Source organism: Methanosarcina barkeri MS (assembly GCF_000970025.1).
GTDB classification, from domain to species: Archaea; Halobacteriota; Methanosarcinia; order Methanosarcinales; family Methanosarcinaceae; genus Methanosarcina; species Methanosarcina barkeri.
This window is the reverse complement of the sequence record NZ_CP009528.1, coordinates 785,357-797,307: the sequence shown is the minus strand read 5'-3', so window position 1 is coordinate 797,307 and position 11,951 is coordinate 785,357. Positions and strand designations below refer to the sequence as shown.

General features: G+C 44.7%; 10 protein-coding genes. 5 read left to right on the top strand and 5 right to left on the bottom strand.

The window, feature by feature from the left end:
* The first annotated feature begins 296 nt into the window (after window positions 1–296).
* Window positions 297–464: a hypothetical protein gene (locus MSBRM_RS19985; protein ID WP_155396493.1), complete on the top strand. Its 168-nt coding sequence runs from the start codon at window positions 297–299 to the stop codon at window positions 462–464.
* Here the strand turns inward: MSBRM_RS19985 and MSBRM_RS03340 are convergent.
* Together MSBRM_RS03340 and MSBRM_RS03335 are read right to left on the bottom strand one after the other, a co-directional pair.
* Entirely contained in the window at window positions 457–2,208 is a 1,752-nt protein-coding gene (locus tag MSBRM_RS03340) for an acetolactate synthase large subunit (protein ID WP_218104534.1), read from the bottom strand. The genes MSBRM_RS19985 and MSBRM_RS03340 overlap by 8 nt on opposite strands.
* 222 nt (window positions 2,209–2,430) lie before the next feature.
* Window positions 2,431–3,522, bottom strand: coding sequence for an alkene reductase (locus MSBRM_RS03335; protein ID WP_080943666.1), 1,092 nt, complete (start codon window positions 3,520–3,522; stop codon window positions 2,431–2,433).
* 346 nt (window positions 3,523–3,868) lie between these two features.
* On the opposite strand from MSBRM_RS03335, the gene MSBRM_RS03330 reads away from it, so the two are divergent.
* Window positions 3,869–4,108 (top strand): hypothetical protein, encoded by a 240-nt coding sequence (locus tag MSBRM_RS03330; RefSeq protein ID WP_255361884.1) that lies wholly within the window; start codon window positions 3,869–3,871, stop codon window positions 4,106–4,108.
* Between the two features lie 51 nt (window positions 4,109–4,159).
* The gene (locus MSBRM_RS03325; protein ID WP_048119851.1) at window positions 4,160–4,384 is read left to right on the top strand and encodes a hypothetical protein; all 225 of its coding nucleotides are present in this window, start codon (window positions 4,160–4,162) and stop codon (window positions 4,382–4,384) included.
* A 172-nt stretch (window positions 4,385–4,556) separates the two neighbouring features.
* Here the strand turns inward: MSBRM_RS03325 and MSBRM_RS03320 are convergent, their stop codons facing one another.
* The 3 genes from MSBRM_RS03320 to katG all read right to left on the bottom strand — a co-directional run bounded on the left by MSBRM_RS03320 (window position 4,557) and on the right by katG (window position 8,464).
* On the bottom strand, window positions 4,557–5,276 hold the full coding sequence (locus MSBRM_RS03320) for a polysaccharide deacetylase family protein (protein WP_048154531.1): 720 nt from the start codon (window positions 5,274–5,276) through the stop codon (window positions 4,557–4,559).
* A gap of 511 nt (window positions 5,277–5,787) precedes the next feature.
* Entirely contained in the window at window positions 5,788–6,288 is a 501-nt protein-coding gene (locus MSBRM_RS21035; RefSeq protein WP_048154528.1) for a catalase-related domain-containing protein, read from the bottom strand.
* The gene (gene katG, locus MSBRM_RS03310) at window positions 6,266–8,464 is read right to left on the bottom strand and encodes a catalase/peroxidase HPI (protein WP_048154525.1); all 2,199 of its coding nucleotides are present in this window, start codon (window positions 8,462–8,464) and stop codon (window positions 6,266–6,268) included. Before katG ends, MSBRM_RS21035 begins: the two co-directional genes overlap by 23 nt.
* A gap of 1,492 nt (window positions 8,465–9,956) precedes the next feature.
* Between katG and MSBRM_RS03305 the strand changes: the two genes are divergently transcribed.
* Both MSBRM_RS03305 and MSBRM_RS03300 read left to right on the top strand, forming a co-directional pair.
* Window positions 9,957–10,943 carry an AAA family ATPase gene (locus MSBRM_RS03305; protein WP_048119857.1) on the top strand — a complete coding sequence of 329 codons (987 nt, stop codon included), beginning with the start codon at window positions 9,957–9,959 and terminating at the stop codon, window positions 10,941–10,943.
* 132 nt (window positions 10,944–11,075) lie between these two features.
* Window positions 11,076–11,951 carry a DUF58 domain-containing protein gene (locus MSBRM_RS03300; RefSeq protein ID WP_048123198.1) on the top strand — a complete coding sequence of 292 codons (876 nt, stop codon included), beginning with the start codon at window positions 11,076–11,078 and terminating at the stop codon, window positions 11,949–11,951.

Sequence of the window (11,951 nt, the reverse complement as noted above, 5' to 3'; positions counted from 1 at the left end):
AATTTCTTTTTTTGACACGGAATAAAGTTTATTGAAACTTTTACAAAACGCAATTGTTTACTTTCCAGATAGACTAAATCACAAGAAATCTTATACATTTTCTGTTTTAATTTTCCTTGGTGAAGCTCCATTTTTAATTTAGATATGTAATCTTCATTGCTGCCCTGGGTTTAAGTTAGACATCGATGAGCTGATACCATTTCCTGTTAAAAGCGTGGAGAAAACAGAGCATAAAAGTCTCGTCTAAATAAACTCTCCTATCGGTGGCTCGGTGTAGTCTGTTGGGACTGGGATAAATGTTCAATAATCGCGAAAGCCATTCCAAAGTTAGACCCTGCAAATTACTTGGTACCTCTGAAAGCATGGCTGTGTTTTCTCCTTCAAAACTTCATGGAGACTTCGGAGGATGTTCGGAAACGAGATGCTACGAACACTACACACGTTTTGTGATCGAAATTAAATAGGCTGCATCAGCTGACCCAGCTTGTTGGTGAGCTTTATATTCTCTGAATAGTCGACCGGACAGACGACCACTGAGACCACATCTTCGGAAAGGGCTTTCTTGAGCGTTGGTAAGAGGTCAGCCGCAGCCTCAATGAAATAGCCCCTAGCCCCAAAGCTCTCAGCGTAGTTGACAAAGTCCGGGTTACCGAAATCGACAAAGGAGTGGTGCCCCAGTTCCAAGTCCATTTTCCATTTGATCAGGCCATAGGCACCGTCAACCCAGATAAGTACAACGAATGGAATATGCTCACGTATCGCAGTCTCCAACTCTTGGGAATTCATCAGAAAACTGCCATCACCTGTTACGGCTAGCACCTTCCGGTCAGGATAAGCTAGCTTCGCGCCGATTGCACCGGGCACAGCAAATGCCATTGTTGATAAACCATTCGAGATCACGCAAGTATTCGGCTGATTCGTCGGGTAGAGGCGGGCCATCCACATTTTCAGGGAGCCTGTATCAACCAGCGCTATGTCCGACTCCCCCATGACCGCACGGATATCGGATACAAGTCGCTGCGGTTTGACGGGATATGCATCAGTATGTGCTCCATACTCGAGCTCTTCCTTGAGCAAATTTCGGATTTTCCGGTCCGCGGCATCCAAACCCTCTTTTGGAGTTACTATTGCGGCCAGCTCATCAAGCGCAGCTGAGATGTTCCCCTCAACGCTGACGGTGACAGGATAGTGAGTGTCGATCTCAGCCGGATATCGATGCAGGTGCAGAATTTTCTTGTCAGCATTGGGATTCATGCGGACGGGATCAAACTCCTGAAGGTCGTAGCCGACACAAACTATCACGTCCGCTTCGTCGAATCCAAAGTTTACATAGTCGTGTTTCATGAACCCCATGGTACCCAGGGAGTTAGGATGATCATCAGGAAAAATACCCTTGCCCATAAACGTAGTTGCGACTGGGATCCGAAGGCGTTCGGAAAATCGGACAAGCGCATCTCCAGCATGGTCTCGCACTGCTCCGTGACCTGCAAGAATGATCGGTTTGGTCGCTGCTTGCAGGACGTGCGCAGCGTGCGCAATCTGTGAGGAACCTGGCATACTGTCTGCTTCGTAGGACTGAGAAAGCGGACGCAAGCCGGTGAGGCCCGAAATCGCCTCTACATCCTCAGGAACGCAAAGATAAACGGCACCCGGCCTTTCAGTTTTGGCTTTTTCGAACGCTTCCCGCACCATCTCGGGTATGGCAGCGGAACTGACAATCATTCCGGCCCATTTAGTAACCGGTTTGAACATGTTCAGCAGATCTATAACCTGATGTGTCTCCTTATGGATGCGGTTGAGACCGACTTGGGCGCTGATTGCCACTAAGGGAGTGCTGTCTGTGAAGGCATCGGCGGTTCCTAAAAGCAGATTAATCGCACCCGGTCCCAACGTGGATATACAAACTCCCGCTTTGCCCGTGACGCGGCCATAGATATCGGCCATGAAAGACGCGCCCTGTTCATGACGCACCACGATGAAGCGAATAGTCGAGTCCTTCATGGCATCGATAAGCCTGATGTTCTCCTCGCCTGGTAGCCCAAAAATATACTCTACGCCCTCGTTCTCGAGGCACTGGACAATTAGCTGAGCTGCGGTGAGGGTTATATCTTCTGCCACGATCTTCTCCTTTATGATCTGACTTTTGTTCTCCAAGTTGGTGTCCCTATGAACGGACTTAGCTTCATGCTGATGTCTAAGAATTTCCATCGCTTATCCTCCCTATACTCTCTAACTACATTATCCGCTTCGTGACGTGAGCGGGTGCACTGTGTCCTCCGGCTATAATGAGTGCACCTCGATTGGTAGTTTTTCTTATGATCCCTGTTGCCTTTCATTTCACACCCCATTTATATGCTCACCATAATATACTCATTTTTCTGTATAATTAATTGTATATTTAAAAAATATGTGCAAAGATTCTGAATCACATCATCTATGGGCCAGAGTCGGATAGTCCGTGTAGCCTTTCGCACTGCCCACATAGAAGGTGGCCACGTCCGGCTCGTTCAGCGGGGCATTCTGCCTGAAGCGCTCTGGCAGGTCAGGATTGGCCAGGAATGGCACTCCGAAGGCGATCAGGTCGGCCTCGCCCCTGGCAATGGCTTCATTCCCGCTGTGGAGGCCATAGCCACCGTTCAGTATAAACGTCCTTTCGAATATTTTGCGCAGGATCGGCCCAAACCGTGCCTTGGGTGGCACGAACCCAGACCGACCTCCGATTGGTTCGATTAAATGAAGGTAGCTCAGACCCGTTGTGTTTAGCTCTCTGGTGAAATAAGAAAAGGTCTCCCTGGGGTTGGCATCTGACATAGAATGCTCAGTATTATGCGGAGAGATTCGGTAACCGACACGGTCGCCGCCCCATACCTCGATGACGGCTTTCGTGACCTCAAGCGGCAGACGGGCTCGGTTCTCAAGACTGCCTCCGTATTTATCGGTTCGCTTGTTGGACCCACTCCGCAGAAATTGATCCAGCAGATAGCCATTGGCTCCATGGATTTCTACACCATCGAAACCTGCGGTTTTTGCGTTCTCTGCTGCCTGCCGGAACTGCTTGACGATGTCCGGAACCTCGTCGGTATTCAGGACCCTGGGAACAGGAATTGGCTTTTTTCCACCGGGTGTATGGGTAAAACCTTCGACTGGTAGCGCGGATGGTGCGACTGGTAAAGCGCCACCCAGTAATTCAGGATGGGAAATCCTTCCTACGTGCCAAAGCTGGATGAAAATCCTGCCGCCAGCCTGGTGGACAGCATCCGTTACCTTCTTCCAGCCGGCGACCTGTGCCGCAGAGTATATGCCCGGTGTATGCACATAGCCTACCCCCTGCGGACTAACCTGCGAGCCCTCGGTGATAATCATGCTGGCTGAGGCTCGCTGTACATAATAAGTGACCGTCAGTGAGACAGGAACGTCGGCATCACCTGCGCGGTTTCGGGTCATTGGCGCCATCACTATGCGGTTTGGCAGCGTGAGATCGCCCATCTGATACTGTGAAAATAAGTCTGTGTCTCCTGCTATGATGATCGTCTCCTTTAAGCCTGCAAAATCAGCAGCTATCTTTTTAGTAGTAGCTATCTTTTTAGCTGGATTCTTAGAATCTCATTGATATTTTCAATGCTCCCGCAATCATTGAACTGGTTCTGGTTATTGTCTCAGCGTTTAGCACCCAACCATTTTGCTACGCTTGCAATTTAACCTTGAATCACTAAATACGAGCTCTGGGAAAAATGACTTATAAGACAATTATTATGAGATTTTTATATAAATATTGGTAGCTTGCCGGATGTTACCGGGTATTTAAACTATCAAATCCCATTCTGAAAGTCAAAAACTGTGTTTTGTAAAAGTATAATATGTCTATAAAATAGAGTACCAAAAAAATCCAGTAACACATTATAATTACGGACTTCTGCTGAGCAAAATGAATCGCATGGAGGAAGCTGAAGTACAGTATAAACTTGCTCTAGAAACTGACCCCGAAGATACAGATATACATTGGAATTATAGAGTTCTCCTCGAAGAATTAGGACGTAAGAAAGAAGCTGCAATGCAGTATTTATTGCTTTGGGAGCCAATTCTGACAATGTATAAACATATCTCTTAAACGGTTCTGTGTAGTCTGCAAGTTTGGGATAATTTTTCAGGACTGATTACAATGCAAAAGACCTTTAGAAAATTTAATGGCAAAACCTTCATGCTTGACGAATTCAGCTATTCAAGTGTTTGTAAATCAGATGCAGAAAAGCGCAAAGCTATGTGGAAGAAGAATGGGCTTGGAGCCAGGTGCATAAAAAAGGCAAATGGCAAGTATGTGGTTTATCGGGAATATCATGGGGACCCGAATGATGTAGAAGGCTCATCACTGTTTCCTGTGGACTGAAAAGTTAAGCAAGCACAAAGATCAGTAATATTGTAGAACAAAATACATTGTAGAACAAAATACAGAAAATCCTTTCTGGTTATGAAGAAAGAAATGGGTATGCATACATGGTAATTTACTGAAAGTCTGAAGATGTAAATCCTTTTTTAGACATTGATGCCTTCTACAAGAGTCAAGTTTGAATTACGTAATTTCCAGTTACCAATAAGTCTTCTACCGTTACAAAATTGAATCTTTTTTGCTGTAATTCAGGGATCGCTCTGTCTAAAGCCGATACAATCCCAAAGTTTGCTTCACGAGTTCCACTGTGCCCATCATGACATAAAATAATTGATCCGTTTTCAGTAGTTCTCATTATGTTGTTGTAAAGATCTACTGGTCCATACGTGTAAATAAGAGGTCCGTCAAGAATAACAGCAGGTTCAGTTGAACTATCTGCTGAGCGACAGCTCCATAAAACGATTTTGAGGTCAAGTGCTTTTGCAATGTTATTTACTCTATCGTCAATACTGCCATAGGGAGGACGAAAGTATACAGGAGTTTTTCCTATCAAATTAGTAATTATATTTTTGGTTCTGGACAATTCATTATTAAGAATTTCTTCATCAGTAAGTCTGGGAAGAGCTAGATGATCATAAGAATGAACGGATATGAGATGGCCGTCATCATTTGCACGTTTGACAATTTCGCTACCTGTTACATATCTGCCCGTATAATCCTGAGCAACAATACTTTTGTCAATACAGTAACCAAGGAAAAAAAATGTAGCTTTGGCTCCATACTTTCGAAGCACGTCAAGAATATATGGGGTTATTCTGCCTGGGCCATCATCAAAGGTCAGAGCAATATTACGGATGTTAGGATTACCTTTTACAATTATTTCGTTTGACATTATAGATACCTGTGAAAGTTTTTGTTTGACCTTTGCTTCTTTTTTACCAGTGACTACCCGATATCTACTGCTCCGCAGCATGCGGGCGTGGAGGGAAGTTTCAGATTAATTTAATTTATTCACATTGAGCTTGAAAAAACATGAAAGGATTTTATTTAACTGGACCTGGTCTTGCTGGAATAAACAATCTGTTGTTGAATAGATGAGATAAAGAACTAAAAATATATTCTATTCCCTCGGATATTGTATCCTGGATAGCGATCTTCCAGGTTCTAGTAGCTGGTACGGGACAGGCAAAAACGAAGAAAGAATAGTCAGACTAAACATCCAGTACTGCATATTATAAGAGGTAATGAGGGATTATGATTATGGCAGTCAATGAGAAAGAAATGAGGATTAAGATAATCAAAGATGGACCGTATCGGATATTCTAGGCGGTGTTCCCATTGAATCTGCAGATGGCAGCATGTACGAATCCCGGAACAGAGTAACCATCTGCCGCTGCGGGAAGTCAGAGAACAAGCCCTACTGTGACGGCAGCCACTGGATGACCAGCCAGCAGAAGCTCGAGTTCAGGAAGAAGTGGGGCCTGGAATGAGTGAGTTCTTTGACTTATAGAGATTTTTAACTTGCGGAAATATAATCTCGCATAACAATCAGGCAATCCAAAAGCCAAAGTGAAAGCAATCAATGGGTGATTCCGCGATAAAAAATAGAGAATTCGAGGGTAGCCTCTGTATTCAAAATATCCTCGCTTCTTTATTTTAATATATCCTCGAACTCCTTTTGCTACAGATGCTGCCAAAGTCTCATCAGCCTGCTGCAAGTTTTCGATTGCACCTTGAATGGTGACATGGCTTAGGTCGGCCATAAGGTTGCCAATCATATGTTCCTGCCTGATCTTGTCAAGCGACCGATACCGTTCTTTAATCTGAGCAAAGTCGTTTGTTTTGAAGATCTTCAAGCTATTGAAGACGTTTATGCTACGATCAGGCGAGGTCGAATCGGTCAAGGTTCATCACCTTGGTCCAGGCCGCCACGAAGTCCTGGATAAACTTCTTCTGCGCGTCTGCGCTTCCGTATACCTCGGCCAGAGCCCGGAGCTGGGAGTTAGAACCGAAGATGAGATCGACACGCGTGCCGGTCCACTTGACTTTGCCAGTCTTGCGATCGCGCCCTTCAAACATATCCCTGGCGTTCGATACCGCCTTCCACTCAGTGCCCATGTCGAGCAGGTTCACGAAGAAGTCGTTGGTTAGCGCTTCCGGCTTCTGGGTAAAAACGCCGTGCTGGGTCTGTCCGAAGTTGGTGTTCAGCACGCGCATACCGCCAATGAGCACTGTCATCTCTGGTGCGGTCAGCGTCAGCAATTGAGCCTTGTCAACCAGCAACGCCTCGGCTGATACGGTGTATTGGTTCTTGAGGTAGTTGCGGAAACCATCCGCGATCGGTTCGAGTAAGGCGAAGGAGACAACATCGGTCTGCTCCTGCAAGGCATCCATGCGCCCTGGCGAGAAGGGGACCGTCACATCGTGACCAGCATTTTTCGCAGCTTGCTCGACGCCTGCACAACCAGCCAAAACAATCAGGTCAGCAAACGAGACCTTCTTGCCGCCAGAGGCCGCGCTGTTAAACTCGCTCTGGATACCTTCAAGAGTGTTCAGCACTTTCGCCAGCTCGGCCGGCTGGTTGACTTCCCAATCCTTCTGTGGCGCGAGGCGAATTCGTGCACCGTTCGCACCACCACGCTTGTCGGAGCCACGGAAGGTAGACGCTGAAGCCCAGGCGGTCGAAACCAGTTGCGAGATTGACAGCCCTGAGTCAAGGATCTTGTCCTTAAGGGAGGCAATGTCCTGTTCATCGATTAACTTGTGATTGACTGCGGGGATGGGGTCCTGCCAGATGAGCTCTTCGGCAGGAACCTCCGGACCGAGATAGCGGGCGCGAGGACCCATGTCGCGGTGCGTTAGCTTGAACCATGCGCGGGCGAATGCATCCGCTAATTGATCCGGGTTCTTGTAGAAGTGCCTTGAAATCTTTTCGTAGACGGGGTCGAACCTCAAGGAAAGGTCAGTGGTCATCATGCTTGGCGGGTGGCGCTTGGACGGGTCGTGGGCGTCTGGAATCGTGCCGGCGCCTGCGCCACCTTTAGGTTGCCACTGATATGCACCGGCCGGGCTCTTCGTCAATTCCCACTCGTAGCCGAACAGGATCCTGAAGAAGTTATTACTCCACTTCGTCGGCGTGTTGGTCCAGGTGACCTCCAGGCCTCCGGTGATCGTGTCACCGCCTTTGTCGGTGCCGAAACTGCTTTTCCAACCGAGGCCTTGCTCCTCGATACTGGCCGCTTCTGGCTCAGGCCCGACATGGGACGCAGGGCCGGCACCGTGGGTTTTGCCGAAGGCGTGACCGCCAGCGATAAGCGCAACGGTCTCTTCGTCGTTCATGGACATGCGAGCGAAAATATCACGGATATCCTTGGCCGCCGCGATCGGATCCGGGTTGCCGTTTGGACCTTCCGGATTGACGTAGATCAGCCCCATCTGCACGGCAGCGAGCGGATTTTCGAGGTTCCGGTCACCGGAGTAGCGTTTATCACCACCCAGCCACGTGTCCTCAGGGCCCCAATAGACGTCCTGATCCGGTTCCCAGACGTCCTCGCGACCGCCTCCGAAACCGAACGTTTTGAATCCCATAGTTTCCATGGCGACGTTACCCGCAAGAATCATGAGATCGGCCCATGAAATTTTCCGGCCATACTTCTGCTTGATCGGCCAGAGCAGGCGACGTGCCTTGTCCAGGTTGACGTTGTCCGGCCAACTGTTGAGCGGTGCAAAGCGCTGCTGGCCTCTACCGCCACCGCCGCGGCCGTCAAAGGCGCGGTAGGTGCCGGCGCTGTGCCACGCCATGCGAATGAACAAAGGACCATAGTGACCGAAGTCCGCCGGCCACCAGTCCTGCGAATCGGTCATCAGCGCCGCGAGATCTTTCTTCACAGCCGCTAGGTCGAGGCTCTTGAACTCTTTCGCGTAGTTGAAGTCTTCGCCCATTGGGTTGGACTTGGAGGAATGCTGATGCAGGATCTCTATCTTCAACTGGTTTGGCCACCAGTCGCGGTTCGATATGCCTCTACCGGTTTCTTGTTTATCTTCTCTGCCCGTTTCAGGGTTTTTTCTTTCGTCAGTCATAACGTTACCTACCCCCTACCATTGATAAAAATTCAAGATCAACTCTCCAGTATGCAATCTTTTTAATCTTGTCTCCTCCTAGAAGAATTGAGTGCCGATTGCCAGAGAGATTAATTTCGGTCCGTTTTCCAAAAGCTTAAAATTCTTACATGCTGTTTTGCCATGTCCAATTTACCTTTCCAATCCTGAAAGTTCGTTACTTTAGGTCTTACGACTCCGATTCTGGCTATATTTCCCCCTTTAATCATTACTAATAGTTCTATCCCTGAAGAAATTATTCCAATTCAGTATTAAAAACTATAACCACGGATATCTATTTAATATTGAGTATTAAATAATTAGAGCTTACGCGGTTGATTTGTTTTCTGCAGATCACATTGAAATAATATTGTATCCATTAAAATAAAAGCAATATATTCAAAAAAAATCTTTGAGATGAATGCAATAAATCCTGCAAAGTTTTCATTACCTATCTGCAAAGAGAAATACTAATAAAATGACATATGTTAAAAGGATCAACCAGCGTAGAGAATGAATTTTAGTCCTTGTTACTGAGATTTGCATGATATCTTTTTTTTCGATCACAATGGGCTTACGCATAGTTTTTTGATTATGATTTTTCAGGCATTACTTCAACGGTACTGGGATAATTATAAAATAATATGGAAAGAGGAATAAGCAATCAAATAAGGCCTGAAAATAAAAATACAATTAAAAAAAATTAAAAATAAGCCATCGGGAATATGTACCCATAGAAGCACAGAAGCTATTTCTGTAAAAATACCAACTACAAATATAATACCAACTACTAATACAAGTTTTAACGTTTATCTGCCAAAAAGAAGGCTGACCCGTGCCTTAAGAATTTTGCTTTCCTGCAGACTCGCAGGACATGAGTCCAAACGAATGGTTTCATTTCCCAATTTAAATCTATCCTATCAATTTTTCTATATAATACTTTGATATAAAATTATAAAAGCTTTTCATACTTCATATATGTAACAAATGATCATAATTTTTTATTATTTATTATGAAGAATTTATAAAATTTAACACCAAATGTAAATATATATCAAGATATATCATATATCAAAATAACTCACAAATGTGTATAATTCGACTATTGTACCAAAGTTTTTTTGACTCTCTGATTTAACATTTTACATAGATCCGTTACACCAACTGAATAAACTTTATTAATTTGAAAAATATATTTTGCATCCGAAGTGTCCCACACTTCGCGGGATGGCCTGGGTAAAAGAACTGAAAAATACTGAATAGAACTTTAAATTTACAGAAAACAAAAAGGTGCACTAACAACGCAAAAAGCTATCAGTAGTTGGTTTAAACGATTCACTAAGATTCACTAAGATTCACTAAGATTCACTAAGATTCACCAACTTTCACTAACTTTCACTAACTTTCACTAACTTTCACTAACTTTCTGAACTGTATGCTTTGTTATCAGCTATTCTTCACCGCAGGTGAGTATATGGACGAAAATATTCAGAAGCTCAATGAAAGAGCGAGCTACTATTCTGAACAGATCTTAAAACTACGAACTGAGATTAAAAACAAGATAATTGGGCAGGACGACATTATTGACAATATGCTTATAGCATTGATATCCCAGGGTCATATTCTACTTGAAGGTGTCCCCGGCCTCGCAAAGACCCTCATGGCCAGAACAATGGCAGAATGCCTTGATTGTGATTTTGTGAGACTTCAATTCACACCGGACCTATTGCCGGCAGATATAACCGGTACCAAAATATACAACCACAATGAAGCTTCTTTTTTCACACTTAAAGGCCCAATCTTTTCTAACTTTATCCTTGCCGACGAGATAAATCGTGCTCCTCCAAAGGTCCAGTCAGCACTTTTAGAAGCGATGCAGGAAAGACAGGTAAGTATACAGGGAGAAACTTTCAAACTCGAGCGTCCTTTCCTTGTAATGGCAACACAGAACCCAATAGAGTCAGAAGGTACCTATAAGCTTCCTGAAGCACAGGTGGACAGGTTCATGTTCAAACTTCTTATTGATTATCCCACTAAGGATGATGAAATTGAGATCATTGAGAGGTTTACGCAGGGTATACAGCCTCAGATATCGAAGATACTCACATCTGAACAAATTATTGAGATTCAGGATTTCAATTCCCAGATATACGCTGATAGAAAGATCAAGGACTATGTGGCACAGGTCGTAGATGCAACGAGACACCCACAGGCTTATGATGTTGACGCCGAAGGATACATAGAATACGGAGCATCTCCACGTGCATCTTTATGGCTTATACTTGCTGCAAAAGCACATGCAATGCTTGGCGGAAGAGGATATGTGATCCCTGAAGACATAAAAGCTGTTGCATACAACGTGCTTCGGCATCGTATACTTCTTAACTACGAGGCAGAAGTTGAAGAAGTCACCAGTGATCAGATAATTGCACAGATACTGAATAAAGTAAAAGTGCCATGAGCGCCCAGATCGAGATTTTCGCCAGGAAATTTTCACTCGGAAATTTTCGCCAGGAAATTTTCACTCGGAAATTTTCGCCAGGAGATTTTCGCTAGTGAAGAAGTGTACAAATCACATAGGGTTGTGTGCTATATGCAGAGTGCAAAAGAAGTCATTAAGCAAGTAAAACGTATAGAGATCAGTACAAAACAACAAGTAGAAGGACTGATCACTGGGAACTATCACTCTGTATTCAAGGGTCAAGGTATCGATTTTTCTGAAATCAGAGAATATAGGGCAGGTGATGATGTCCGTGCAATTGACTGGAAGGTTACTGCAAGGTTCAATCGTCCTTTCATTAAAGAATTTGTTGAAGAAAGAGACCTACGTGTTTATTTTGCTATAGATATGTCGGCTTCCGGAAGCTTCGGAAGTAATATCACAAAGAAGCAAAAAGCAATAGATATCGCAGCAAGCTTAATGTTTGCAGCCATGGAAAACAACGATAATGTTGGGCTTTTCATTTTTACGGAAGGAATTGAAAAGTACATTCCAGCCAGAAAAGGCAGGAAACACGTTCTAAAATTGCTCAGCACATTGATTTCCTATGAGCCCGTTGCAAAAAATACAGACATCATGAACAGTATGCAGTCCATTGCCATGCTGCTCAAACGAAGGAGTATCGTCTTTGTAATCTCAGATTTTTGTTCTGATGACTTTTCAAAGCCTCTCAAAGTGATGAAAAACAGACATGATATCGTAGCATTAAGAGTAACTGACAAACGTGAACAAGAACTTCCTGATGTTGGTCTTATCGAACTGGAAGATGAGGAAACCGGTGAGCAACTTCTTGTTGACACTTCCAATGAAGAGTTCAGAATACGCTATGCAGAACTTGTCATGGAACATAATGAATCTTTACAAAGATTCTTCAGGAAAATGAAGATCGACATGGTTGACCTCGTTACAGATGAACCATATGAAACCGCACTTAAGAAATTCTTTAGAACCAGAAAAATAAGGAGATAA

Coding starts and splice junctions, on each gene's coding strand:
- MSBRM_RS03300 (WP_048123198.1), top strand. CDS start 11,076: ATGCAGAGTGCAAAAGAAGTCATTAAGCAAGTAAAACGTATAGAGATC.
- MSBRM_RS03325 (WP_048119851.1), top strand. CDS start 4,160: ATGCAAAAGACCTTTAGAAAATTTAATGGCAAAACCTTCATGCTTGAC.
- katG (WP_048154525.1), bottom strand. CDS start 8,464: ATGACTGACGAAAGAAAAAACCCTGAAACGGGCAGAGAAGATAAACAA.
- MSBRM_RS19985 (WP_155396493.1), top strand. CDS start 297: ATGTTCAATAATCGCGAAAGCCATTCCAAAGTTAGACCCTGCAAATTA.
- MSBRM_RS03305 (WP_048119857.1), top strand. CDS start 9,957: ATGGACGAAAATATTCAGAAGCTCAATGAAAGAGCGAGCTACTATTCT.
- MSBRM_RS03320 (WP_048154531.1), bottom strand. CDS start 5,276: ATGTCAAACGAAATAATTGTAAAAGGTAATCCTAACATCCGTAATATT.
- MSBRM_RS03340 (WP_218104534.1), bottom strand. CDS start 2,208: ATGGAAATTCTTAGACATCAGCATGAAGCTAAGTCCGTTCATAGGGAC.